The sequence below is a fragment of the Mesorhizobium sp. M0698 genome (assembly GCF_040320455.1).
In the GTDB taxonomy this organism is placed as follows: domain Bacteria; phylum Pseudomonadota; class Alphaproteobacteria; order Rhizobiales; family Rhizobiaceae; genus Mesorhizobium.
The window spans coordinates 37293-60576 of the sequence record NZ_JAMYPQ010000020.1 but is presented as its reverse complement, the minus strand read 5'-3'; the positions used below and the strand labels follow the sequence as shown (position 1 = coordinate 60576).

The following is a 23284-nucleotide window of genomic DNA, read 5'->3' as shown; positions in this document are numbered from 1 at the left end:
TACTTGCGCCGTGTGCGTTGCTCGGCCGCTACACGTCTGCAAGACATCCGTTCCGACGTGGCAGGTCTTTGCCAGAGGGACCGATATGGTGAGATGTCAGCCGCCGGTCACGCTTGGTGCGAATTGGAAAGTGATGAATGAGCCTCGATGAGATCACGCGAGCGACGATCGCGTTTATCCGGACGCATGAAGCATGGGGTTTTCCGCTGGTGCTCGTGCTGGCCTTTGGGGAATCGCTGGCGTACATCTCTCTGTTGTTGCCTGCAACCGTGATCCTGATCGGTGTCGGTTTTCTCATCGGCGAAAGCGGTATCGCATTCTGGCCTCTGTGGCTTGCCGCCGCCATTGGGGCGGCATTGGGGGACTGGCTGTCCTTCTGGATCGGCACGCGGTTGGGAAACGGGGTTTCGCACTATTGGCCCTTGTCACGTTATCCAAACCTCATTCCGCGCGGTCACCTGTTCTTCGAGCGATGGGGGGTGGCCGGCGTGTTCTTTGGGCGCTTCTTCGGTCCTTTGCGCGCATCCGTGCCATTGGCGGCGGGCATCTGTAAGATGCCCGCCCTGGCGTTTCAGATTGCCAACACCACCTCAGCCTTCGTCTGGGCCACCGGCATTCTGGTTCCTGGCGCGTTCGGCCTCAAATGGCTGCAGCAGTAGATGTGATGGACAGCCGGCGGGCGAGCAGCTTGTCGATCCGCTTTCCATCCATATTGACGATCTCGAACCGCCAGCCCTCATAGTCGAAATGCTCCCCGGCTTCCGGGAGATGCCCAAGCCGGGAGAGGGCGAACCCGGCGATCGTGTGAAAACCGCCATCCGGCTGTCCTGATCGGAAGCCAAGGCGAGCGAAAGCATCATGAGCCGGCATCATGCCGTCGATCAGCAGCGAACCATCCCCACGCTCGACGATGTACGGTTCCTCGCCCTCCGCGTCCGGCAGATCGCCGGCGATGGCCTCGAGCAGATCGGTTTGCGTGACGATCCCTTCCAGGCTGCCATATTCGTCGATGACGATCGCCAGACGTACAGGCGCCTTCTTGAATTGATCGAGCACACGAAAGATTGCTGTTCCCTCGTGAACGATCAGAGGCTGGCGGATGGCAGCCATCGGATCGAGCGTTTGCCCGTCAAGCACCTGATCGAGAAGGTCCTTCTTCAGAATCATGCCAAGCGGTTCGTCGATGCCATCCCGGCCGACCAGAAGCTGCTCATGGCGACATTCGCGAATGGTGCGCAGAATCTCGTCCGGACTGTCATCAGCGTCAATCCAATCGACGTCGCGGCGCGGCGTCATGATATCAGCGATGCGCCGGTCGCCGATACTGAAGACGCGCTCGACGACCTCCTGTTGCGCCTGGTGGAGCAGCCCCGCCTCCTGGCTTGCCGCGATGAGCAGCTTGAGTTCGTCCGGCGAGTGAAGGGATTCCTCTCCCGTGCCGGGTCGCAACCCACAGAGGCGCAGTACCAGGTTGCCGAGTCCGTTAAGCGAGATGATCGCTGGCCGCAGCAGAAATAGGAATAGGCCGAGCGGGCGCACGACCCAGAGTGCCGTGCCCTCGCTGCGCTGAAGGGCAAGGCTCTTGGGGGCGAGTTCGCCGAGCACGATGTGCAGGGCGGTGATAATGATGAAGGAGATCGCAACCGCGATCGCATGAGAGCCGGCCATGGCGAGCGATCCCGGCAGCGCGCTCAGCAATGGCTCGATCAAATGGGCGAGCGCAGGCTCGCCGATCCATCCGAGCGCAAGCGACGATATGGTGATCCCGAGCTGCGTGGCAGCAAGGTTGGCGTCGAGATTGTCGACCGCCCGCTTCAAGGCACTGGCATTGGTCCTGCCGGCATTGACCAGTTCCATCACCCGGCTACGGCGGACTGCGACGAGAGAGAATTCCGCTGCGACAAAAAAACCGTTCGCGGCAACGAGAACAAGTACGGCGAGTATCCCGATCAGATCGTAAATACTGCCATCGGAACTAGGCATGGTCTCCTTTTGGGCGGCAATCCGCCACGGTTGTTGATGGGAGTCCGCCTATAACACAACTCCTCCGTATTGACACAGATAGTGCCGACGACGGCCAGGCGATGGAAGTTTGCTTGCCGGTGCCGAAATCGCGAAATCGCGATACGTTTTACCGGCGTCGCCCATTACTTTGGCATGCCGAAGAATCCGAAACTTGTGACGCTTGGTCGTTGAGCGGGCTGGTGGCACGCTGATCGTTATCAAGAGAGCGGCGATTCACGCGCGAACCTTCATCGGCGGGCCATCGAAATCCCACGCATTGCGTACCTGCCGCACTTGGCAACGTCGGCGTCGACGGTTCCACCCCATCGATTAGGCCATTCTTGCGCGTGCGCTTGGCCTGCCGACTCGCTTGCTCGAGGGCCGAAGCATCCTCGCCGAAGGCGCGGGTGGCGCGGACGGCCGCTTCCAGCAGCGGCCGTTTCATGCCCCGAAGGAACGCCTGATCGACGCGTGACCGCGGACCGGCAAGTGTTAGCGCGCCAAGCAAAGTGCGCCCTGGTCCGAACACTGGCGCCGACACGCCGGCCGTTTCGGGATCGCGCTGTGACCCGCCCTTTCCGCTTCCGCACGCCATCGATGCAGCAGCATCAGCAATGCGTTCTCGTCGATCGCGAGCTTCTTCAGCGGCTGGCTGGCGCTCGACGCCAGGCACGATCCCGGCGACAAGCCAACTCGCCAGGATCAGTCTCGCCGCCGGTCCCATAGCATCTTCCCTGGAGGCTTTCCGACGCCGGCTCCGTGCAGGAGGAGAGACTTTCGCTTGGGCCGGCATCCGAAACCCTACACACCACCCGCCATTCTCCGGCTCGCGCGACCTTGCCGTTGTGGACCCCTAAGCGGACGTTCAATTCAATGATGCCATCCAAGCTTCGTAGTGGTCAGAATGAGAGTAACCTGCCTCGCGGTCACGCAACTTGATGCCGGGCGCGTCTTTGTTTTCGACCCCTTACGGAGTGTCGCCGACCATGCCCGAGAACAGCACCGAACCGCGTTGCTCGAGAAGCGATAGCGAGGTGTAGTCCAGAATCGAGAGCCCCCCATCGGCAACCAGGGTTTGGCCGGTGATGAACGAAGCTTCATCGCTCGCCAGGAACGCGACAGCGGCGGCGATTTCGGCCGGTGTGCCCATCCGGTCGAACACGCTTGGCGGCACCGTCCAGTCGCCGGTACCCGACGCTGGCGCCGCTGCATCGATTTCGGTGGCGATCCAGCCAGGGCTGACGCAGTTCGCCCTGATCCGATGCGGAGCCCCCTCGATGGCCAGCGATCGCGTCAGCGCTTCGACGGCCGCCTTGGCGACGCAGTACAGGCCCCAATTGCCGTGCAATGTGGCCGTGGACGATATGTTCACAATCGCACCTCCACCGGAATCCCGCAGCAGCGGCAAGCCGTAGGAGGATACAAAATAGGTGGAGTCCAGGTTGGCGCCGCGCATCTTGTCCCATCTCGTTCGGGGGCGATCGCCGGGCTCAACCCCGCTTCGGCGCGAACCGGCGCCTGCGTTGTTGACACGACACTCAGTCGCCCCCATTGGCCGATCTGGCCGATCAGGTCCTCGACTTGATGTTCTTCCGACAGATCGCACGGGAAAAAGCGGGCTTCGCCTTCGATCGCCTTTGCTTCCGCTTCAACGGCGCGGCCCTTCTCGCGGTCGCGGCCGGCGAAAGCGACCCGGGCTCCCTCTTTCAGGAAATACTGGACGATTCCGCGTCCTATCCCCGAATTCCCGCCGGTCACGAGAACGTCTTTACCTTTGAATCGCATGGACCAACTCCTGCTCAAAACTGGCGCAGATGCGCGCGAACTGCGGCATCTCTGGTCCCATTTCGCTGAGAAACGACGGACGATAATGGTGTATATCTCGCCCTTCAAATCAGCGTCAGCGCCACAGCCGGGTCGAGGATTAGCCATCGATTGCCGGGAGCAAATTCTTCAAGTGGCGGCGATTGCGGCGCGCCGGATCCGGCCCTCTTTTGAAGTCATGGCTGGTATTGTAAACTGCTGTCGGATCTCCTCGCATCCGCCAAGAGTTTCAGAAAGGCCTTCGGGGCGTGATCTGGCGGGGAATCACTCGTGCCGTCGCCGGCTGCATAGGCTACCACGAGTTCCCAGCAGAGCTCTGTTTGAGCGATCGGGTTGATGCTGAGCGTGGAGCGCCGTGCTTCGGCGATGGCCTCCGGAACAAGGGCGATCCCGAGGCCGCGCGCAACCAATTCCAGGAGCGTTTCAAGGTCGCTAACCTCGAAGACGGTACGACGCTCTATGCCGACCTCCAGAAAGGCGCGGTCGACGAGTTTCCGCGTCCCCCAATCCGGCTCGAAATCAACGAATGGGTCGTCTTTCAACGCGGATAGCGACGCCTCACCGCAGTCGGCCAGAGCATGATTCAAAGCGCAAATCATGACAAGGGATTCGCAGGCGATCATGGTTGTCGCAATGCCGACAGGCGGCTCGAACAGAGGCAAAAAGGCGAGATCAATTCGGCCGCTTCTGATCTTCTCCAGAAGATGGGTCGAGCTTCCCTGGCAGAGCCGGACCTCGATACCTGGGTGCTGCGCATGGAACCGCGCGAGCAGCGACGGCAGATCCAGAAAGGCCGGGAGGCTCTGCACGGTGCCGATAGTGAGCGTGCCTCGATCCAGTCCCCTAATCGCCGCCACGGTGTCGCGAGCTTCGCGCACCGCTTCAAGTGCCGCTCGCGCCTTGTCGAGGAAGACACGGCCGGTGGTCGTAAGCCGCACCTGTCGCGTACTGCGAATGAAGAGTTGAGCGCCGAGCTCCTCCTCGAGAGCCCGGATGGAAACCGACAGAGCCGATTGGACGATGTTCACCCGCTGGGCGGCCCGGGTGAAATGGTTCTCCTCGGCGACCGCCACGAAGTGCTGCAACTGGCGCAGTTCCATGATCGCATCCTATTAAGGCATCAAACTGATCAATATCATCTCAATTATCCATTGGAAAGATGGACGTAGATTTCTCATGTTGCGGTGCACATAGGAGAATGCATTATGGATACGCTTCAACAATCGACATCCCTCGCCAAGGCACTCCCAACCCGCCGCTTGGGTCGCACCGATATGGAGATCACCCGTGTCGGTTTTGGCGCCTGGGCGATCGGCGGAGCCGATTGGGCCGTCGGGTGGGGCTCTCAAGACGATCGCGCGTCGATCGCTGCAATCCGCCATGCGGTGGAACGCGGTATCAACTGGATCGACACGGCGGCTATCTACGGCCTCGGCCACTCGGAAGAGGTCGTGCGGCAAGCGCTCGCCCAGATCCCGGCCAATGAGCGGCCTTACATTTTCACCAAGTGCGGCCTCATCTGGGACGAAAAGGATCGCCAAGCGCTGCCCCGCCAAGTCGGCGCGCGCGCAAGTATCCGCCGCGAGGTGGAAGCCTCGCTGAAGCGGCTCGGGGTTGAGCGCATTGATCTATACCAGATGCACTGGCCGGCGGAAGATGGCACGCCGCTTGAAGTGTACTGGCAAACGCTCCTCGACCTGAAGAAGGAGGGCAAGGTGCGTGCCGTCGGCCTTTCCAACCACGGTGCCGCGCAGTTGGAAACGGCCCAGAGCCTCGGCCATGTCGACACGTTGCAGCCGCCGTTCTCCGCGATTCGTCGCGATGTCGCCCAGGCGGAGTTGCCCTGGTGCCACGCTCATGAGACCGGCGTCATTGTCTATAGCCCCATGCAATCCGGCCTCCTCACCGGCGGCTTCTCCGTCGAGCGCGCCCAAGCCCTGCCGAAAGACGACTGGCGATCCCGCAACGCCGAATTCTCCGGCGAAAAGCTCACCCGCAACCTGGAGTTCGCCGATGCCTTAAAACCGATCGCCGAGCGTCACAGCACGAGCGTTGCCGCGGTTGCGATCGCCTGGACGCTGGCCTGGCCGGGGGTGACGGGTGCGATCGTCGGCGCCCGCAGCCCGGCTCAGGTGGACGGCTGGCTCGACGCCGCAACCCTCGAATTGACAGGGCGGGATTTGGCTGAGATCGCTGCCGCCATCGAAGCCACCGGCACCGGTTCGGGCCCGTCGCAGCCCAGAGCGTGATTGCACCCATGACAATGATCGAGGCACGTAGTCAGACGCGGCTCCTCGGCTTACCGGGGAGCCTGCGCCTTGGCTCCTACTCCCTTGCCGTTCTCCGAGGTCTGCAGCCGGCGCTGGGTCCGGCGGTTGATCTCCAAATCGGCGATCTGCGGCTGCCTCTTTATGACGAGGACCAAGATGGACCGTCGACACCGGAGACAGTGCAGGCGTTCAGGCAAGCCGTTGCGGAAAGTGACGGGGTCGTGATCGCGACGCCGGAGTACAATCACGGCATCCCAGGTGTCGTCAAGAACGCGCTTGACTGGGCGTCGAGGCCTCTCGGTCGGTCGGCGTTGACCGGCAAAGCGGTGCTCGTCATCTCTGTGTCGCCGGGCTTTACCGGCGGTGTTCGTGCTCAGGCACAGGCCAACGAGACGCTGCTCGCCATTCAGTCACGTCCCGTTCTCGGTCCGCAGGTCGTCATTGGCAACGTTGCCGATAAGATTTGGGATGGACGATTGGTCGATGAGCCCAGCCTACGCTTCGCCTTGGCGGCGATCGATCGCCTGATCGCCCTTTGCCCAGCTGTTCGTCAGGCCGAACATCCGCACCCGTCATTGAGCTGAGGTTGGGATAGTTTCCAAAGTGCACTCACGATGGCAACCGCGCGAGGATGGAGCACGTTCCAACAGGAACCGTATACCGCAAGAGTTCAGGCCCAAGAGATCCCCAGCCAACCCGAGCGTCTGGATCGGGCGGATCGGCACAAGTGAGAAACGCGCGTCTCGCGACCGCATCGAAAGGAGAACATCATGGACGTCGGCTTCATCGGACTGGGGCACATGGGTGCCGCAATGGCCACGAACATTCTTGAGGCAGGGCATGCCATGACCGTCTACAACCGGACGCCTGGCAAGGACGAGGTCCTGGTCCGCAAGGGTGCGCGTTCGGCGGCCAAACTTTCAGAGGCCTGCCGCGGCGAGGCTGTCGTCACCATGCTGGCAGATGATCACGCGGTCGAAAGCGTGGTCTATGGCGATGGCGGTTTGCTCGCGACCCTTCGCACAGGAGCGACGCACATCTCCTTCAGCACGATCAGCGTCGCTCTGTCGGAGCGCCTCGCGGCCGATCATGCCGCGGCTGGCCAGCGCCTCGTCGCAGCGCCGGTGTTCGGCCGGCCCGAGGTGGCGGCTGCCGGCAAACTGTTCGTCGTCGCGGCCGGAGCGCCGGATGCCATCGCCGCCGTGCAGCCGATTTTCGACGCCGTGGGCCAGAAGACCTTCGTCGTCTCCGAGACGCCGAAAGCCGCCAACCTGGTAAAGCTTAGCGGCAACTTCCTGATCGCCTCGGTGATCGAATCGCTGGGCGAAGCCATCGCGCTGGTCAGCAAGGGCGGTGTCGACAAGGAACAGTATCTCGATATTCTGACGTCGACCTTGTTCACGGCCCCCGTCTACAAGACCTATGGTGCGCTGATCGTGGAGGGCAAATTCGAGCCTGCCGGCTCGCCGCGCCGTTGGGTCAGAAAGATATCCGGCTGACGCTGGCAGCAGCCGAGGACCTGCGCGTGCCGCTGCCGGTGGCAAACCTCCTGCGTGACCGCTTCCTCACCCTGCTCGCCCATGGCGGCGAAAAGCTCGACTGGTCGGCGCTCGGTTCGCTTGCAGCGAGAGATGCTGGGGAGGCAGTAAACTGAGCAACTGCGATCCCGCGCCAGCATTGGCAGACTGGACCAGTGCCGGTTCATGCGAAGCGCCTTGAAGGCAGCCTTCCGATTGATTTCATTGGATGCGAGTGACCGGCTGCCGGTCGTCCTCTTTCCATCGACGTGCTCGTGGCCAGCGTGCGTCGATCTCAGGATGCTGTGCGCCTTCGACGGCTGCTTAAGAACTCCATGATGCCGTGTGCGCTCATCGGCGGGCTCAGCGCATATGCGAGGTTCTCCTTGATTTGATGGGCATGTCACTGCCTGACTTTGCCGGGGATGCCGAGGCGAAAGTCGCCGCCAAACTCATCGCCGCCGCTGCCGATGACGGCGCTAAGGCGGTCCTGGGAGATGTCGACGCTCACAAGAACGCCTGGGCCGCCAAGAGCAACGAGGAGCGCACCACGCTCAGCCAGTCGGCGGCCGTTTGGGCAATCCGCCAGGCGGCCATCGGGTGAACTGTCCATCGTGCGCTTCCCAAGCGTTTGTCGTGGGTGAGCCCCTCACTGCGCCGACACAGAAACTCGAGGACGGCGAGATCACCGAGACGCAGGAATATCTGCCCAATCGCTTCGAGTGCATCGCCTGCGGCTTGAAGATCAACAGCTTTTCGCGCCTCGCTGCGGTTGGCCTGGGCGAGCGCTACAAGAAGACTCAAGTCTATGACGCAGCGGAATATTATGCGCCGCAGGACAACTATGAAGGCTATGAGGATGACAACAACGAACGTTGATCCTGCGGAAAAGTGCGCAGGGCAGGGCATGACCCATGCTGGACTGATCGCTTCCGCTGGGCGCGAGCCCTCATTCGACGGGGTTCCATTGCTCGACCGTGATAGCAGTGCATTCGGCAAAAAGTAGATCGAGAATGCGGCCGAGCAGACTGGCGACGCCGGTAGCCAGACATGACTTTCGCGCATTTCAGATTCGAGAAAGTCCTTGACTCTTGACGCCTATTAGCGGACTTTCGCGCATCTGAAATGCGAGAAAGTCCGTGCCCATACTGCTGGTTGGAGAGACAATAGACAAGAGACGTGCGCATGCGCTAGCGGCGGTAGGGGAACTCGTCCCGCTCGTCCGCGGTGTTTATGCACGATCAGGCGACGACGTTGAGCAAGCAGTTTTAGGCCACGCCGTGCGCATCGCGCGCTACCTCTATCCTACTGCCTATCTATCGTCGGCCTCTGCCCAACTTCTTGCTCCCACACCTGACGGCCGCCTGTTCGTTAGCGGTCGGCGCAACCAACGAACCCGGCTACGGATGCTCGAAATAATCCAGAATGAGGCGCCCCCCCATCCTTCGACTGCCTCTGCGGTGGTAGGGGACGATCTCGGCGAGTTGCGAGTTGACGTTTCCTCGCCGCGCCAACGCTTCCTGGAAGCGTTCCGTTTGCGGAGCGAGCATGCCAGCGCCATCACCGAACCGATGCGCGCCGAGATGGCGGCAAGACTCATAGAGGAACATGGCTCGCCACAGGTGGCCGCTGACGCGGTCTGGGCGTTGGCTCGCGAGAACGGATGGTACCGCGAAGGGGAGGGCGCTGAGCGTTATCTGATTGCGCGCCCGGCGGCGCCCAAGGGCTCCGTTAACAAGGCAGCACTGGATCTCCTTGTGGCATGGCATGGGGATCCCCTCGGCCGTCTAATCCACGATGGATTCGAGTGGCGCTGGAAGCCTGTGAGGCGCAGCGGTCCGCCACTCGTTCGACAGACTGCACCAGGCAAGCTGCCGGCTTTCATCGAGTCGCTCCTCCCAGAAGGATGGCTCGCGCAAGTGCTCCATCAGCGGGATGAACGCGAAGCGCTGCGACGCGGCAAGCGCTACATGTCAAATATCGCGGTCGTCGAGAGCCAAGCCGAGCTTAACGTCCTGCCGCGAGACGAACTCGACACCAAACTTGCCGCGTTCACCGACGATGGGCGCTTCACTGGTCGATACGTCGGCCCGTCGCGAGGCGAGATCGAGGAGACGTTCGAGCACAACTTGGCTCAGCTGTTTGCGCGCGCGGAAACGCCGAGATTATCGGGTGTCCAGATCAAGGCGCCGATGAATTTGGCATCGGACGGCGCCCTGCTGCCCGCGATCGATCTGCCATTCACTCACATCCTTAAGCCGGCCGGAACCGCGGGCTTCGAAATGCTGCCGGTCGTCGAATGGCTTTGTCTTGAACTTGGTCGCGCAGCGGGCTTCGAGGTTTCGGCCGCCGCGCTCATCGACATGCCGGATGGGATGTCACCTGCATTGGTCGTCGAGCGATTCGACGTGCGACGCGGGCCCGATGATCGACGCTTCCTAGCGCTCGAGGACTTCTGTTCGGTTCTCGATCTGCCGGCCTCAGCCAAATACGACGGCACGATCGAACGCATGGCGCGGGGTTTGCGGCCGCTTTCGACCGACCCTGCCGCCGATATCGAGACCTTGTTCCGCCGGGCGTTTTTCGCGTGGCTGATCGCCGACGGGGACATGCATCTCAAGAACCTGGCGCTCCTCAAGATTGCAGAGCTTGGCTCTAAGCGGTTCGAGACTGTCCGGTTCGCACCCCTTTACGACGCCGTGACGACCCGCGTCTTTCCGGGGCTTGGTGGCGATCGTACGGCGCTGAAGCTCAACGGTAAGGACGACCGGCTTACACGGCAGGACTTCCTAACTCTCGCGCGCACGATCGAACTGCCGGTCGCGCGAGCGGAAGAAGCGATAGGTTCGATTGCCGCCGCCCTGCGCGAAGCAGCGCCTACGCTCGCTCTGCCGTCCTTTACCGGACGGGCCGACGCTGCTCAAAAGGTCGCGGAGCGAGTGAAGGCGATCGTGAGCGATCGTATCAAGGCGTTTCCATGACCGGCAGCGCGATCAAGATCTATGTCGGCGTCACCGATCTGGATTGGTTCGAATTTGTGTCGCGCCGCCAGGACGTTTGCGAGGTGAACGGGCTCGCGATCAACACCGGGCCCAGGCATCGAACGGAGGACGGCCATGAAACATTATATCGGTCTCGAAGTGTCCATGAAAGAGACGGCGCTCTGCGCCAAGCCGCATGACCACCACCATGGCCGTCCCTTTTTGCAGAACTTGACGCACACAACTATCCCAAGCCGTGCACGCAAAGCGGCGCACGCCTCTGAGGTACGAACCGCCGCTGACTTCCATAAAGACGGTACACGTGTCAGGCGTCGATACCTGGATGAAGAGAGCTGTGCAAAGACCCGTTCTCGGGGCGCTCACGCTATATCCTTCAGCGTGTCGAGCGGCCCTTTCAAAGCGGACCTGGGTTGGATCAACTCCGGCGCAATCAGGAAAATCTGCGGGGCCGTCGGCGGTTCATTGATCAGTTCGAACGCCTTCGCAATCATCGCCTCAAAATTCTGCCGCACCATGATTACGGGGAAGGGCAGGAAAGAGGCGAATGGGTCATAGTCGTAGCAACCGACGACAAGCTCGCTAAACATCTCCGCCGGCCGGCCCGCCATGAAACGCAGCAGACCCTCCATATTGATCGACGAATTGATGAACAATGCGCGCGGCAGCTTGCCATGGCGTTGGCAAAATGCCTCGAAAGCACGCAATGTTATGTCGGGCGAATAGCCGGAGGACTGTACTCCGTCATCAGGGTCGGCGCCCAACAGTGCCTTTTTGGTCGCATGGAAAGCGGCGATGCGTGCGCGGCTTGCGTGGTCGTTGCGGCCGCCAAACAGAAACAGCTCGTCCGGCCGCAGGGGGTCATCATTGCCGAACTGGCGGATGATTGACTCCGTCAGCATCCGCGCGCCCTCATAGTTGTCGCTGATCACCGAATGCGCCTTTGCTCCCGGTAGGTCGATGTTGACATGCCTCAGTCCCGCCGCCTCGCAGACCTCGTGCACGCCGTCCGGATCGGTGGCGCCGACGATGAAGAGCTGGTCGATTGAGTAGGAAATCAGCGTCTTCGCGGTCCGGCGTTCCTCTTCCGGGTCGCGGCTGGCACTGACCACGACCGGGCATTGACCCCGGCTGCGCACATTTCCCTCAAATGTCTGCGCCATGGAGGAGAAGTAGCGATTGTCGTGGATGGGCAGCATCAGGCCGACCAGGCCCGATCGCGATCGTCGCAAGCCTCGCGCCTGCAGATTGGTGGTGTACTGGTGGCGTTCGGCGAGGCTGAGAATTGTTTCCGCCGTACTTTCCTTGATGCGGCGCTTGCGCCAAGTGCCGTTCAGCACCGCGCTCACGGTCGACGGCGAACTGCCCGATAGCACGGACAGGTCATAGATCGTCGCCTTCTTCTTGACCTGCTGATGCATCTGGCCCTCCGGAGCGTCTGTTTAGAGCAATATCCCGCTGGAGCAATATCTCGCTTGACGAGCGCGTCTTGATGCACAATAGTTAATGCACCATCGATTGTGCAAGCACAAATCGGTGGCGGAGGTGTGTTCCCGTTGGGAACGTTATGGGAGGAGTACAGATGAAAAAGTTCATGATCGCGGCGCTCGCCGCGACCCTTATGCTTGGCGGATCAATCGCTGCCATGGCTCAACAGGCCGGCAAAGTCGGCGTCGTCGTCAAGATCGGCGGCATTCCCTGGTTCAACGCAATGGAGGCGGGCATCAAGGAGCGCGGCCAGAAGCTCGGCGTCGACGCATTCATGGTTGGCCCGACCAGTGCCGATCCGGCACTGCAAGTTCGCGCCATCGAGGATCTGATCGCTCAGGGAGTCAAGGTCATAGGTGTCGTGCCGAATGACGCGAAGGTGCTTGAACCTGTCCTGCAGAAGGCGAAGGACGCCGGCATCATCGTCATCACGCATGAATCGCCCGGCCAGAAGGGCGCCGACTGGGATTTCGAACTCGCGTCCGCGACCGGCTTCGGCGAGGCTCATGCCAAGCTCTTGGCGGACAAGATGGGCGGCAAAGTCTTCGTTGGTTCGCTGACGGTGCCGCTGCACAATGCCTGGGCCGATGCGGCAATCGCGTATCTGAAGAAGAACCATCCGGACATGAAGCTTGTCGGCGATCGTTACGGCGTCGCCGAGGATGTGGACAAGAGCCGCAGCACTGCACTTGATCTGATTTCCGCCAATCCCGGCTTGAAAGGCTTCCTTGCCTTCGGCAGCCAAGGCCCGATTGGCGCTGGCCGTGCAATCGAAGAGCGCCGGAAGGTGGGCCAAATATTCGTGCTCGGCCCATTCTCGCCGGGGCAGGGCCAGAAGCTCATCAAGAGCGACGCGATCTCCGGCGGCTTCATGTGGAATCCGAAGCAGGCGGGTGAGGTCTTCGTTACGCTAGCCGACCAGCTCATGAAGGGCAAAGAAGTCAAAGATGGCGATACGATCGAAGGGCTAGGGACAGTCAAGCCCGACTTGGAAAGCTGACATTCTTCAGGGCCTTCACGCCGCCAAACGTCATGTTGACATTGCGCAGCGATAGCAGCGGCCAAGAGCACGCTGATCAAGGTCATCACTGGCGTGTACAAGCCCGAGGCTGGCGCCGGGATCGACTATGACGGCCAGAGCTACGCCCATATGTCACCGGTAACGGCGCAGGCCGGCGGAATTCAGGTCATCTGGCAGGACCTCGCTCTGTTCCCCGAGATGACCGTCGCGGAGAACATCGCGTTTCAGACTGTCATCGGCCGGTGGCCGCGCCTCGTTAACTATTCCGAAATGCGGCGTGTCGCGACCAACGCTTTGCAACGGCTTGGTGTTACCCTCGATGTCGATCTCGCACTCCAAAATTTTCCCATCGCACAGCGGCAGATCGTAGCAATCGCGCGCGCGCTCGTCGGCGAGGCGAAGCTTGTCTTCATGGATGAGCCGACGGCCTCGCTCACGCAATCTGAAACCGACTATCTGCTGGACATTGTGCGTAATCTGTCGGCGTCGGGCGTTGCCGTTGTGTTCGTCAGTCATCGCTTGGCGGAGGTTCTCGAAATCTCCAGCCGTGTGACGGTGCTGCGCGACGGCGCCTTGGTTGGCGTCTATCCGACCAAAGGTCTGACCCAATCGCGTATCACAGAGCTGATGACCGGTAAGACCTTCGACTATTCCGTCCTGCATCGCGATTTGAGCACGAGCCCGGTCATGCTTGAGGTTAAAGGGCTGTCGCGGCCCGGTGAATTCGAAGACGTGTCATTGACGGTCCGGCGCGGCGAGACGCTCGGCGTCACCGGGCTGCTTGGGGCAGGGCGCACCGAGCTGGCGTTGACCTTGTTCGGCATGCGCAAGCCGAGGTCCGGCTCTGTTGTGCTGGATGGCAGGCCCGTTCGCTTCGGTTCCAACCGTGACGCGATCGCCGCCGGCGTCGCCTATCTTTCGGAAGACCGGCTGTCGCTCGGCCTCATTCAGCCCCAATCAATTGCCGACAACATAGTCATTGCCTCGCTGGACAAGGTTCTTTCGGGCGGTTTCATTTCGAGCGATCGCAAATGGTCCCTGGTCAGTAGCTGGATAAGGGATCTCGGCGTTAGGATCGGAATGCAGGAAGACGCGGTTTCGACCCTGTCGGGGGGAAATCAGCAACGTGTCGCCATTGCAAAATGGCTGGCGACCCAACCGAAACTGCTGATCCTCGACGGACCGACGGTCGGTGTTGATGTTGGCGCGCGTGCCGGCATATTCGATATCGTTTCCAAGCTGGCCGACAGCGGCCTGTCGATTATCTTGATCTCGGACGAGGTGCCGGAAGTCTATTTCAACGCGGACCGTGTGCTGCACATAGCTCAGGGGCGCGTTGTCGGCGAATATGTTCCCGGCGCCACGTCCCTCCAGGCGATCGAAGAGGCGGTCTATGCGTAGGTTTGTCCGCTCTCATGCAACAGAGCTGGCTTTGCTCGCCGTGATCGCGGTCATCTGCGCCTTTCTGTCGTTTGCGACAGACCGGTTCTTCACTCTCGGCAATGCGTTTGACCTCCTGAACACAAGTTCGGTAAACATCATCTTCGCCATCGGTCTGCTCGTCGTGCTGATTGCCGGCGGCATTGACATCTCCTTCGCGGTTGCCGCCTCCGTGGTGCAATATCTGACGGCAATCGTCCTTGGCTGGATCGGCGGCGGGAATTGGATTGTCGGCCTTACCATTGCTGGCGCATTGGGCGCCGCGTTGGGCTGCATCAATGCTTTCCTGATCCATAGGTTCAGGATCATCTCGATCGTCGCCACGATTTCGACCTACAACATTTTCTTCGGCTTGCTGATGTTCTTCACAGGCGGCGTTTCGATCTACAATCTGCCGGACTGGCTCACCAACCGCGTGGTGCTGTTCGAGCGCGAGATGGCTGACGGCACCTGGGCGGAGATAACCCTACCCGTGCTCATTATGGCCATATGCGTATTCGCGACGTGGGCGTTGATCACGCGCACGACCACTGGTCGGCAACTCTACGCTTTTGGCGACAATCCGGAAGGCGCGCGCCGCTTCGGCATCAATATCGGTGCCATGCAGTTTATCGCCTTCGGCTGGCTTGGCCTGATGGCAGGCATCGCCGGTCTCGTCCAAGCGCACTACGCGCAGGAAGTGGTGCCTAACGCCCTATATGGGCGCGAACTCGACGTCCTGGCAGCCGTAGTGCTTGGCGGTGCGCGGCTTGGCGGCGGCAAGGGCAGCGTGCTCGGCTGCATTCTTGGCGTTCTGTTGGTCTCGATCACCCAGAACGGACTTAATTTGATGGGCGTGTCGCCTTTCGCGTTCAAGATGATCGTCGGCACCATCATCCTGACCGCCATCACCCTGTCGAACACCAGCATCGAACGCCTGCTGCCGTTCCTGAAAAGCCGGCGGGTGCCTTCATGACGGCTGTGATTGAACGCGTCCGCAACTTGCTTGGCCCCGAACTGGCAGGTCCGCTTGCTGCCTTCGTGGTAGTCATGATCGTGTTCGGCATTGCCGCACCGAACTTCCTTTCCCGGGCCACTTTTGGCTCCGTCGCCTACCAGCTGCCGGAGCTCGGCCTGCTCACACTCGCCATGCTGCTCCCGATCCTGACCGGCGGCCTGAACCTGGCCATCACCTTCACGGCCAACATCGCCGGGCTGACGCTCGCTTGGATCCTTCAAAGCCAGGGCGGCGTCGACGCGGGCATCGGTGCCTTTGTCCTTGGCGCGATCCTTGCCCTTGCGGTCGGAGCACTTAGTGGACTGATCATGGGGCTCGTCATCGCCAACACCAAGGCTCACCCGATCCTGGTCTCGCTGTCGATGATGATTTTCCTGCGCGGTCTCGGTGAGTTCCTGACGCATGGCGGCGACGTGTCCGGCTTTCCCAGCTTCCTGGCGCCGATCGGCTACGGTTCGATTCTTGGTATCCCGGTTCCGTTGCTCATTTTCATCGCCTGTGTGCTGATCTGGCACCTCCTGCTGACGCGCATGAAGCTAGGCTTCAACACCTATATGATCGGCTCCAACATCGAGGCCACGCGCTACTCCGGCATCAATACGCGCAAGGTGCAGGTTCTGGTCTACACACTGTCCGGTGCGATGTGCGCGGTCGCCGGTATCATCATGCTGGCGCGCTTCAATTCGGTGCGTGTCGGCCACGGCGAGTCCTATCTGCTGATCACTGTGCTTGCCTGCTTTCTTGGCGGGGTCAATCCGTTCGGCGGCTTCGGTGGCGTGATCCCTGTCTTCGTCGCGCTCGTGGTGCTCCAGCTTCTGTCCTCGGGACTCAATCTGATGGGCGCCAACCAGCATCTGGCGACGGCGGTCTGGGGCATTTTGATGATCACGGTGATGATCCTGCGCTGGGCTGCCGGGCGCCTAAAGTTCCTAAACACAAACAAAGGGTGAGTTAGATGCATGGTTTTGGGGTCCACACCTCGATGTGGACGATGAACTGGGACCGGGCGGGCGCAGAGAAGGCGATCGCCGCTTCCGTCAAATACGGCATGGACTTTATCGAGATCGCGCTTCTGAACGCGCCGGCGGTCGATGCCGCGCATACGCGCGCCTTGCTCGAAAAGCACAATCTTCCAGCTGTTTGCTCGCTTGGCTTGCCGGAGCGGGCCTGGGCCTCGGTGCGGCCGGATGCCGCCATCGAACATCTCAAAGTGGCCATCGACAAGACTGCAGAGATGGGCGCTCTGGCGCTTTCCGGTGTGATTTTCGGTGGTATCGGTGAACGCACCGGCGTGCCACCCACCGAAAAGGAATACGACAACATCGCGCATGTGCTGACCGTCGCCGCCAAGCACGCCAAGACGCGCGGCATAGAGCTCGGAATCGAGGCGGTGAACCGCTACGAGAACCACCTGATAAATACCGGCGCGCAGGCCGTCTGGATGCTCGAGAAAGTCGGCGCCGACAACATCTTTGTCCATCTCGACACCTATCACATGAACATCGAGGAGAAGGGGGCCGCCAATGGTATTCTGGCCGCTCGCGACCACCTGAAGTATATCCACTTGTCTGAGAGCGATCGCGGCACACCTGGTACGGGCAATTGCCCCTGGGACGAGATCTACGCGACGCTCGCGGCGATCGGCTTCAAGGGTGGACTTGCGATGGAAAGCTTCATCAACATGCCGCCGGAAGTCTCCTACGGCCTCTCAGTCTGGCGGCCAGTCGCGAAGGACGAGGCCGAAGTGATGGGTAATGGCTTGCCGTTTTTGCGCAACAAGGCTCGCCAATACGGTCTGATCTAGCACAATGGATGACGGGCAGAAGGCGGACGGCGCGAAGATCGCCGTCTTCGACGTCGGCAAGACCAACATAAAGCTCTCGGTGATGACATTCGACAGCGTGCTCGCCGAGAGTCTTTTTGTCCGTAACGACGGCGCTCATGGTGAAAAACGCCTGCGCCCGGTAGAGTTTTGCCCGGAAACGCCAAACTAGAAGAGGGAAATCGGGCGTCAGGTATTCGCAACATTTAGTCGAAGCAATTGATTGATAAGGCTTCGGGCTGGCACGCCTCGTGTGCTTGGGAGGGGCTGGGCTACAGATGAAATGCCGGATGCCCTTACACAGCGTGTAGGTTCTCATCGATTTCGCCATCGACATTTCCGGCATGCCTGTCGGGACGAGGTCGACAGCTTCATCATCCTGCCGCCGTCAGGCGCGCGGTCGCAATCGGCCCTGCGCGGGGGTCGAGGCATTCCTGAAGAGCTGTTTTCCCGAATGCGATTTTACTGCCAACGGCGACATTTTGCCGTTCGACGACGACTACCAGGTGTTGCCGATCTGCGGCGTGGGCGGCGACGAGCCGGGCACGCTGCGGGTGCTCGACTATCCCAAGCAATCAGTGGTGATGGGCATCGCTGCCGCACTTTAAGGCTTTCAGGCTTAGCCGGCCCCCGGCGCTGAACTAGCTGGACTATCGCTCGACCGGAAGCGGCTCGTGCTGCGGCTCGGCGTGATGAAACACCTGTCCAAGATCGCGCGCGTCGAACGTTTGCCCGCAGACTGGGCAGTAGACAAAGTGCTTCGATTCGTCATCCACCGGCCCGTCATGCTGCCTTCGTAGCCGGTGGCGATGTTGTCGGTTCTGATCCTGGTCATTTATCCGCAACGCAACCGTCGGGTATTGGTTTCCGTGCGGAATCACGTTCCGTTCACTCTGGCTAATATAAGCTTTGTACCTACAATTCAGTGGGTGAGTAAAATTGTAAGTACCGGCTCCGGCCGGCTCGAGTTCGTTCCGCCTATGGAGCCAAAGCTGGTCGCCAAGCCGCCCGAGGGTGAGCACTGGATTCACGAGATCAAGCTCGACGGCTACCGCGCTCAAATCGTCATCAACAGCGCCGACGATATCCGGGTCTTCACCAAGTCCGGCGCCGATTGGACCAGCAAGTTCACCGGCCTCGTCGAAGCGGCGCGTGAGCTCGATGTCGAGAACGCGAACTTCGAGGGTGAGGCGGTTGTCACCAGCACGGCCGGGCTGCCCGACTTCGACGCGCTGCAGAAAGCCGTGCACAGCAATCCCTACGCCATGATCCTCGGTGCCTTCGACATCATGCATCTGGACGGCCACGATCTGCGCGACATCGGCTGCAAAGCGCGCCGGGAAATTCTATTTGGCATTATCAGGCCGAACAGCCGCATCCAGTTCAGTGAGGCCATACCTGGCGACCCAAGGCGATCTTCTATCTTGCCGACCAGGCGGGGCTCGAGGGGATCGTCTCCAAGCGCGCCGACAGCCCGTATCGAAGCGGCCCGACGACGAATTGGCTGAAGACGAAGAGCTTCACAGTCCAGGAATACGAGCTACTGGGCGTCGAACGCGAGCCGGGCAAGGCGGCATTCGCCTTGCTGGCGAAGCCCGGTACCGGAAAATATGTCGGGTCGGCCTTCATCACCCTTGGCCGCGATATGAAGGAACGCCTATGGAAGCAGGTCCAGGAACATGCCGGGCCACCTCCGGAGGGTGTTAAGAAGCGACCGGCAACGCAGTGGGTTGGGCCGCGCGTGAAGCTGCGGATCAAGCACCTTCGTGGCGAGCACAAGTATATACGGCACGCTTCTCTGCTTGGCTTCGGCGACGATCCGGAGCGTCCGGGAAATTAAGGCCCCGCCTGCCAAGTCCAGGAATGGCCGGCGGGCCTTTTCAGCGCAATGAAGGGACTTTTCTTGCGCCGATTTCTCCTCCCGGAGATGGCGCTATCAACTGTGAATGGGCCACGGTTGTTCCCGACGCCGCATATGCACCGGACCATTGCGCAGCCAGGTCAGACTTAGGTCCCCATGATCGAGCGAGGCTGAGGGGCGCACCTCAATTCGGGCCGCGGGTCAGTCGCTCGATCCGTCCAACACGGAAGCAGCGAACCTCAAATGCAGTCTGTCTCACAACACTGCGCTGGCTGCAGCCAAGTTCAATTCATCAGTCTCGTTGCAGAATTCGTTGTCAATAAGTCACTTGCGCCAGCAAGATAAATTGAGCCATTGCCGTTCATCTCGATGCGGTTGACCACAAAGATGCGAGGCTTACTGTCGGTCGACAATGCACCGCCACCTGTAAGAAAACGCTTTTGTGACGGCAGATAGACTATACCGCCTAGATCTGTATCGCCACCGCCAATGAGCGTGGAGGTTCTCTCCACGCCTTGGGGTTTTTGAGCTAGCGCGATCCCCATCCACGGGCCGCTGGTCGGCGCCGTCAGGCGTAGCTTGGCGCCGGCCTGCATTGTGATGGTGGCCTGATCGTCGAGTAGAACGATGGTGGTACCTTCAGCTGCATCGAGAACCGCGCCGGAGGAGAGCGAAAGCCCTCCCGTCCTGATAACATACGTTCCCGCGGCAAGATTGACCACCGCTCCGACCGATAGAGTGAGCCCTCCACAAAAAGTGCCGGGAATGAGATTTGCGGTGGCGTTTTTGATCACCAGGTTATTGTAGGTGCAGACATTGTCTGTTGGCCAGACCAGTCGAGAGATAATGGGATCTGCCAGCTCTTTCTGATTGAAAAGCGGTTGAGGGTAGAAGCCGGCAGACGGCCCGGAGGGGCCGACGACTGACGTCACCAATGTCCTGATGGACGATGCGCCATTCGTGGCTAGCGCAGACACCGATCTTGAATTCACCTGCGCAACGCAGCCGGCTCGAACCGCAAATCTCGAAATGTCTAGTGATGGCCACTGGGACCCCGCACATTCGGGGATTCGAAGCTGATTTTCAGGTGGTGCTAAGCAAGGCCGGCAAGGTGGAGACGATCACCGTTATGCTAGGTATGCTCATACATCGCGCTTTGCTCTGAGTGGCGGCCCAGCAGCTTGGGTTAGGGGGGCCGCTGGGCCTGACCAGCGAGCGTTCGGGAATGCTCGACTGGCTGGTTAGTATTTTAGATAAATCTAATATAATCGAACCATGCGAACGAAGTACGCGGCGGTAAGAAAGTGGCTGGCGTCCGATTCACTTACCGCGCGGTTTTGCCTTGGGTTCTGGCGAGCTTTCGGACGGGTTTGCAGCCAATTTTGCAGATCGCCGATCTGTTACCCACAGGGACTTTTTCCTCGCCACCAAATCGTCACGATCGCCCTCAGCGGTCGCTCGGCTATGCATCGCAGCTATGGCGTAGTCGGCTCTGTTGGTTCGATAGTCTTCTTTTTGGACAGTCATCGTTTTCTCCCAGTTTCATAGCCCCTCTTTTGCCCTTGCGGGGAGATTAACTGCCGGTGCATTACGCGAGTCAATCGATGAAACGACCACTCGGCAGTCGCGAGGGCGGGAAGCAAGCCGACAATTTTAACGTTGGAACGGCTTACAGAGTGCCGGCAACACAGCCGCCCTTTCGTCGGGCTGCGTTGATCGCGTCCATGTTGCCCTTCAACTCGCCGATCTTGGCTTCACCTGCCTTGATGTCTGTGTCGTCCATCATGCTGCCAACCGGCAAGCCAAGCCAAAACACGCCATCCACGTCATGGCGGGCGGTTCTGTCTTGTACGGCCATTATCGGCGCCAGGTCGGAACTCGTTCGGTAAGTTCGGCTTCCAACTGGCTGCAGGACTTGCCCGCGTATACGCTGGACGAAACCAGCGTGGGCTTGATGTCGGCTGGGCGAGTAGCGCAGCCCGACAAAAACGCTGATGGCTACAAACGCACATAACTTGATTCATGCTTCCCCCAAAATGCCCGCGGCTAGCAGGCGCTGAGGGCAGGACGAAGTCTATTTGCCTTGACGGCATGCGGAATATATTCCTATTATGCGGGATGCCGCACCCTCGCCGACACGAAGCCGTTTCCGAATATCACCTCGCCAAAATTGAACGACAGGCGTGGCTTCTGACGGTAGAACTCCGCGACGCGCAGTTGTCGCTCAAGCCATTTGGCGAGCATTGGGAAGCGATCGACCATCTGCATCGGGACATAAAGCGGGCGCTCAATCTGCTTAACAATAGGCCGGCGGACTACGAAGAACCACATTTCGCGCCTATGTCGCGAGGGTGAAGAACTAGCCTGTCAGTTTAGTGAAGTCGTGGCGCCGCGCGCGAACATGTGCCAGCAAATTCGTTTCGTTTACGACCCCTGATTGAAAGAGATTCAGCGTGGTCGAGGCCAGAATCTGACCGTCTATCGGGGTGCTGTACCATTTGGCGTCGGCGGTTACCTGGTCGACAACCCGCTGGCAGATCGCCCGATCTTTAGGTCTAAGGAACTGACTTTTCGGTGCTCGTAGCATCTCGACGCCTTGAAACGGGGAGTCACTGTCTCCCGCGCGATCCCCATGCGTGGTCTCCGAGCATGGACCCTAAACGCATTCAGACGGAAAATTGCCATTCGTTTGAGTGGTACCGATGTCGCGTGGATAAGTGGCGGTCCGCGAGCTAATCCACCATGTCGCGCAGCGGCTTCTTGCGCTTTGGCGTCCTGTACTTCTCGACCAGCCTGACCTTGTCGATGTCGATCGTCACCAGTGGTCCCAGATCGACGGTCACCCTGCCGCCTTCCTCGTCTACGCGCGTGATCTCTCCGGTAAGCTCGATCTGCTGCCCCTTCTTCACCTTGGTATGATCGAGATCGAATGCGGAAAGCTATAGCTCGGAATCGAGACGTTTACGCAGTGCTGAATGACCCGTTTGCGAAGGCGGCCGGGATCGCCACCTCGTCACGAATGGAAATTCCGCGCGCCGTTCCATGAGTCTGGTGCGCTCGGTGCCTTACTCAAGATATTGCTAATTATGGATGAGCCCGCTTCCTCCAATCGATGGATGAAGCCGATCGTGGGCCGGTGCTATTTTGATGCATCGCGCGACTTACCCGACAAGAGCTGGCTCCAGGGGCAAAATATGAGCAAGACGACTCTCATTGCTATCGCAATCCTCGCGATCAGTGTCGGCTGTGCCGAAGCCAAGGACCGTAAGGTCGAAACCGCGACGCTCGGCACGTACGCCAATTCGAAGAACCTGCCGGTTTGTACCGCGTCAAGCTCACCCTTCGAAGTCCTCGGTGATGAATGTTTTCTCGTCACAGGTTCGATGATCTATGGCGACATCGCCGAACTCTCCCGGACAATCACTTTGAGTTGGTAGCCTAACCAACAACCTCCCAGCGCGGCCTCCATTCTCCGGTATGAAGTTGTTGCGTCGCAGGGGCTGCCTTCGCCCAGATATCGACCCAGTCTTCGCGCGTCGCCAATACCGGCGCAATCCCCAGTCACCACGGGCCTCTCCAAAATTCTTATGCCGTCCGCACCTGCGGTCGAGCGTGTCGCGCCAACACAGCAGCGCCTCTGCATCGTTTGGGCAACCCAACGCATAGCTTCCGGTCCGGAAACTCGCTTACGCGTCTCATCGTCCATTCGGCAGTGGAAAATTAGGCCGATTTGGCAGTGCTCAGATTCGCGTAACTGTCCTGCGATCCGCTCGGAGAGGATGGCGAGTGGTTGCGGCAACTGCGCCTCAAGCGGGCTGGCGACCGCCGTCTACAGCGCGCTGCTGCGGAGCAGCGCTGACGCTGCGTTCGTCCGGACCGTCGCAAGACCGCTTGATTGTATCCGGCCTGGAGACAGACCAACGCCGGCGCAACCTCACCCTGAAACCAAAAGACAATATCGATGACGTCCAACAGCTATGCTCCCAAGGGTTCAAGCGCCTGCAAACATTTCACCATGCTAATTTCGCCATCGCCGCTTCG

24 protein-coding genes and 3 pseudogenes are annotated in these 23284 nt (G+C 60.3%); 18 read left to right on the top strand and 9 right to left on the bottom strand.

The window, feature by feature from the left end; all coding sequences use genetic code 11:
* The first annotated feature begins 137 nt into the window (after positions 1-137).
* Positions 138-659: a DedA family protein gene (locus tag NKI16_RS28270; RefSeq protein WP_352816315.1), complete on the top strand. Its 522-nt coding sequence runs from the start codon at positions 138-140 to the stop codon at positions 657-659.
* On the opposite strand, the gene NKI16_RS28265 is transcribed toward NKI16_RS28270, so the two are convergent.
* From NKI16_RS28265 to NKI16_RS28250, 4 genes and pseudogenes are all read right to left on the bottom strand, one after another.
* Positions 640-1983 carry a hemolysin family protein gene (locus tag NKI16_RS28265; RefSeq protein ID WP_352816313.1) on the bottom strand — a complete coding sequence of 448 codons (1344 nt, stop codon included), beginning with the start codon at positions 1981-1983 and terminating at the stop codon, positions 640-642. The genes NKI16_RS28270 and NKI16_RS28265 overlap by 20 nt on opposite strands.
* Before the next feature lie 148 nt (positions 1984-2131).
* Positions 2132-2728 carry an IclR family transcriptional regulator gene (locus NKI16_RS28260; RefSeq protein WP_352923988.1) on the bottom strand — a complete coding sequence of 199 codons (597 nt, stop codon included), beginning with the start codon at positions 2726-2728 and terminating at the stop codon, positions 2132-2134.
* A 243-nt stretch (positions 2729-2971) separates the two neighbouring features.
* Positions 2972-3789, bottom strand: a pseudogene (locus tag NKI16_RS28255) (SDR family NAD(P)-dependent oxidoreductase).
* Positions 3790-4004: 215 nt separating this feature from the next.
* Entirely contained in the window at positions 4005-4928 is a 924-nt protein-coding gene (locus NKI16_RS28250) for a LysR family transcriptional regulator (RefSeq protein WP_352816311.1), read from the bottom strand.
* Positions 4929-5033: 105 nt separating this feature from the next.
* Between NKI16_RS28250 and NKI16_RS28245 the strand changes: the two genes are divergently transcribed.
* From NKI16_RS28245 to NKI16_RS28210, 8 genes are all read left to right on the top strand, one after another.
* Positions 5034-6077 (top strand): aldo/keto reductase, encoded by a 1044-nt coding sequence (locus NKI16_RS28245; RefSeq protein ID WP_352923986.1) that lies wholly within the window; start codon positions 5034-5036, stop codon positions 6075-6077.
* 8 nt (positions 6078-6085) lie between these two features.
* On the top strand, positions 6086-6682 hold the full coding sequence (locus NKI16_RS28240) for an NADPH-dependent FMN reductase (RefSeq protein ID WP_352816309.1): 597 nt from the start codon (positions 6086-6088) through the stop codon (positions 6680-6682).
* Between the two features lie 186 nt (positions 6683-6868).
* The gene (locus tag NKI16_RS28235) at positions 6869-7597 is read left to right on the top strand and encodes an NAD(P)-dependent oxidoreductase (RefSeq protein ID WP_352923983.1); all 729 of its coding nucleotides are present in this window, start codon (positions 6869-6871) and stop codon (positions 7595-7597) included.
* Complete coding sequence (locus tag NKI16_RS28230; RefSeq protein ID WP_352923981.1) at positions 7573-7752, top strand: hypothetical protein; 180 nt, start codon at positions 7573-7575, stop codon at positions 7750-7752. The genes NKI16_RS28235 and NKI16_RS28230 overlap by 25 nt, the downstream gene beginning before the upstream one ends.
* A gap of 263 nt (positions 7753-8015) precedes the next feature.
* Positions 8016-8219, top strand: a complete 204-nt coding sequence (locus NKI16_RS28225; protein ID WP_352579131.1) for a hypothetical protein — start codon at positions 8016-8018, stop codon at positions 8217-8219.
* 32 nt (positions 8220-8251) lie between these two features.
* Positions 8252-8494 carry a hypothetical protein gene (locus NKI16_RS28220; protein WP_352923979.1) on the top strand — a complete coding sequence of 81 codons (243 nt, stop codon included), beginning with the start codon at positions 8252-8254 and terminating at the stop codon, positions 8492-8494.
* Between the two features lie 260 nt (positions 8495-8754).
* Positions 8755-10596: a HipA domain-containing protein gene (locus NKI16_RS28215; RefSeq protein ID WP_352923977.1), complete on the top strand. Its 1842-nt coding sequence runs from the start codon at positions 8755-8757 to the stop codon at positions 10594-10596.
* Entirely contained in the window at positions 10593-10796 is a 204-nt protein-coding gene (locus NKI16_RS28210; protein WP_352579128.1) for a hypothetical protein, read from the top strand. The genes NKI16_RS28215 and NKI16_RS28210 overlap by 4 nt, the downstream gene beginning before the upstream one ends.
* A gap of 180 nt (positions 10797-10976) precedes the next feature.
* On the opposite strand, the gene NKI16_RS28205 is transcribed toward NKI16_RS28210, so the two are convergent.
* Entirely contained in the window at positions 10977-12035 is a 1059-nt protein-coding gene (locus NKI16_RS28205; RefSeq protein ID WP_352923975.1) for a LacI family DNA-binding transcriptional regulator, read from the bottom strand.
* 161 nt (positions 12036-12196) lie between these two features.
* On the opposite strand from NKI16_RS28205, the pseudogene NKI16_RS28200 reads away from it, so the two are divergent.
* The 8 genes and pseudogenes from NKI16_RS28200 to NKI16_RS28165 all read left to right on the top strand — a co-directional run.
* Positions 12197-13090: pseudogene (locus NKI16_RS28200) on the top strand (substrate-binding domain-containing protein); the annotation flags it as partial.
* 72 nt (positions 13091-13162) lie between these two features.
* Positions 13163-14524 (top strand): annotated as a pseudogene (locus tag NKI16_RS28195) (sugar ABC transporter ATP-binding protein); the annotation flags it as partial.
* On the top strand, positions 14517-15518 hold the full coding sequence (locus NKI16_RS28190; protein ID WP_352816297.1) for an ABC transporter permease: 1002 nt from the start codon (positions 14517-14519) through the stop codon (positions 15516-15518). The pseudogene NKI16_RS28195 and the gene NKI16_RS28190, both read left to right, overlap by 8 nt.
* Entirely contained in the window at positions 15515-16510 is a 996-nt protein-coding gene (locus NKI16_RS28185; RefSeq protein ID WP_352579124.1) for an ABC transporter permease, read from the top strand. Before NKI16_RS28190 ends, NKI16_RS28185 begins: the two co-directional genes overlap by 4 nt.
* A gap of 5 nt (positions 16511-16515) precedes the next feature.
* Entirely contained in the window at positions 16516-17364 is an 849-nt protein-coding gene (locus NKI16_RS28180; RefSeq protein ID WP_352579123.1) for a sugar phosphate isomerase/epimerase family protein, read from the top strand.
* 4 nt (positions 17365-17368) lie between these two features.
* A complete protein-coding gene (locus NKI16_RS28175; protein WP_352923972.1) occupies positions 17369-17554 on the top strand; it encodes a hypothetical protein in 186 nt (61 codons plus the stop codon).
* A gap of 310 nt (positions 17555-17864) precedes the next feature.
* Positions 17865-17990 (top strand): hypothetical protein, encoded by a 126-nt coding sequence (locus NKI16_RS28170; protein ID WP_352816293.1) that lies wholly within the window; start codon positions 17865-17867, stop codon positions 17988-17990.
* A gap of 204 nt (positions 17991-18194) precedes the next feature.
* Positions 18195-18890, top strand: coding sequence for an ATP-dependent DNA ligase (locus NKI16_RS28165; RefSeq protein ID WP_352923970.1), 696 nt, complete (start codon positions 18195-18197; stop codon positions 18888-18890).
* 637 nt (positions 18891-19527) lie between these two features.
* On the opposite strand, the gene NKI16_RS28160 is transcribed toward NKI16_RS28165, so the two are convergent.
* The 4 genes from NKI16_RS28160 to NKI16_RS28145 all read right to left on the bottom strand — a co-directional run bounded on the left by NKI16_RS28160 (position 19528) and on the right by NKI16_RS28145 (position 22152).
* Positions 19528-20175, bottom strand: a complete 648-nt coding sequence (locus tag NKI16_RS28160) for a hypothetical protein (RefSeq protein ID WP_352923968.1) — start codon at positions 20173-20175, stop codon at positions 19528-19530.
* A gap of 737 nt (positions 20176-20912) precedes the next feature.
* Entirely contained in the window at positions 20913-21101 is a 189-nt protein-coding gene (locus NKI16_RS28155) for a hypothetical protein (RefSeq protein WP_352923966.1), read from the bottom strand.
* A gap of 251 nt (positions 21102-21352) precedes the next feature.
* Entirely contained in the window at positions 21353-21574 is a 222-nt protein-coding gene (locus tag NKI16_RS28150) for a hypothetical protein (RefSeq protein WP_352816288.1), read from the bottom strand.
* A 401-nt stretch (positions 21575-21975) separates the two neighbouring features.
* Complete coding sequence (locus NKI16_RS28145) at positions 21976-22152, bottom strand: hypothetical protein (RefSeq protein WP_023680685.1); 177 nt, start codon at positions 22150-22152, stop codon at positions 21976-21978.
* Between the two features lie 66 nt (positions 22153-22218).
* Here NKI16_RS28145 and NKI16_RS28140 point away from each other — a divergent pair, with 66 nt between their 5' ends.
* The gene (locus NKI16_RS28140) at positions 22219-22680 is read left to right on the top strand and encodes a hypothetical protein (protein WP_352469333.1); all 462 of its coding nucleotides are present in this window, start codon (positions 22219-22221) and stop codon (positions 22678-22680) included.
* The last annotated feature ends 604 nt before the right edge of the window (positions 22681-23284 follow it).